The organism is Butyricicoccus sp. (genome assembly GCF_050872565.1).
In the GTDB taxonomy this organism is placed as follows: Bacteria; Bacillota; Clostridia; order Oscillospirales; family Butyricicoccaceae; genus Butyricicoccus_A.
Genome location: NZ_JBNMHC010000435.1, coordinates 1 through 1,631, shown reverse-complemented (window position 1 = coordinate 1,631; position 1,631 = coordinate 1). Strand labels below are relative to the sequence as shown.

The following is a 1,631-nucleotide window of genomic DNA, read 5'->3' as shown; positions in this document are numbered from 1 at the left end:
GTTTATCTACGGACAATCCGGCCTCGGCAAGACGCATCTGCTGTACGCCATCGCCAATGTTGTGCGCCGCGACCACCCGTCATTCCGTATCATCTATATTAAGGGCGAAGATTTCACCAACGAACTGGTCAACTCCATCGGCGCCGGTCAGGTGCAGGAATTCCGCGACAAATACCGGCTCGCTGATCTTCTGCTCGTCGACGACATCCAATTTGTCGCAGGCAAAGACCGCACACAGGAAGAATTCTTCCACACATTTAATGCGCTATACGAAGCCAACAAACAGATTGTTTTGACGTCCGACCGACCGCCGAAAGAAATCCACACGCTGGAAGACCGTCTCAAGACGCGATTTGAATGGGGACTGCTGGCAGACATTCAGCCGCCAGACTACGAAACCCGCATGGCCATTATTCACGTCAAAGCAGATTCTCTGCGCGTTCAATTGCCGGAAGATGTCGTAGACTACATCGCCAAGACCATCACATCCAATGTGCGTCAACTCGAAGGCACAGTCAAAAAAATCAAAGCGCTGCACGATCTCATGGAGCGCGCCATCGATATAGAACTGGCAAAAGAAGCCGTTGCGGACATCTTTAAAGAAAATCCGGGTCTTAACCCGACGCCGGACATGATCCTGCGAGAAGTCTCCCGCTATTACTGTACCCCAGTTGAAAAACTCAAGGGCAGCGGCCGATCCAAGGATCTCGTCCTGCCGCGACAAGTCGCTATGTATCTTGTCCGCGATCTGACCGACTATTCTCTGCCGGAAATCGGCAAAATCTTCTCGCGCGACCACACGACCGTGCTGCACTCCATCAACAAAATCGAAAACTATCTCAAAGAAACCAGCGAGATGGACAACATCATCAAAACGCTGAAAACCAACATTCGCGGATAATCGGATATACATACAGCGTGAATATTTATGCAAAAACATCCTCGCATTTCCATGGGAGAAGTCTTGCATTTTTATCCACAAGTTCCTGTGGACTGTGGAAATCTTTCTGTGGATAACTCAGACGCAAAAAAATTATCCACTATTGCGCCTTATTTATCCACACATGGCTGTGGACAGAAAAACCCCCATATTTCGGGCACAATCACAGTTTTCCACAGTTTCCTTTGCTCTACTACTATTACTAAATATACTATTCTTTTTTATATAGAATATATACCAAATCTCGCTGGCTGTATCAGACATCAGACAACAAAAAATCCAAGGAAACAACATATGAATCTATTCATCACTATTCACTAAGGAGGAACACCATGCAATTCTCATGTGAAAAATCTACACTTCAAGAAGCTATCACAACAGCATCCCGCGCAGTCAGCAATAAAAGCTCCATCGCGCTGCTCGAAGGCCTGCTCATCACCGCCGACGCAACCGGAGGTCTGACGTTATGCGGATACAATATGTCTATGGGCGTGCGCGTGACCGTACAGGCAACTGTTTCTGAACCAGGTTCCGCCGTGCTCAACGCACGCCTGTTCGGCGACATGATCCGCAAACTGCCAGACGATACCATCTCTGTAGAAACCAACGCAGAAATGCTGACGACCATCCGCTGCGGCCGCGCAATGTTCAATCTCGTCGCATCAGATGCCACAGAATTTCCGCAGCTGCC

Annotated in this window: 1 protein-coding gene and 1 pseudogene; both read left to right on the top strand. The window is 48.6% G+C overall.

Features of this window, described 5'->3' with window-relative positions; genetic code table 11:
- A partial coding sequence (gene dnaA, locus ACR0P9_RS12250) for a chromosomal replication initiator protein DnaA (RefSeq protein ID WP_432620547.1) occupies positions 1-901 on the top strand: 901 nt, incomplete at its 5' end.
- Between the two features lie 371 nt (positions 902-1,272).
- Positions 1,273-1,631 (top strand): annotated as a pseudogene (locus ACR0P9_RS12245) (DNA polymerase III subunit beta); the annotation flags it as partial.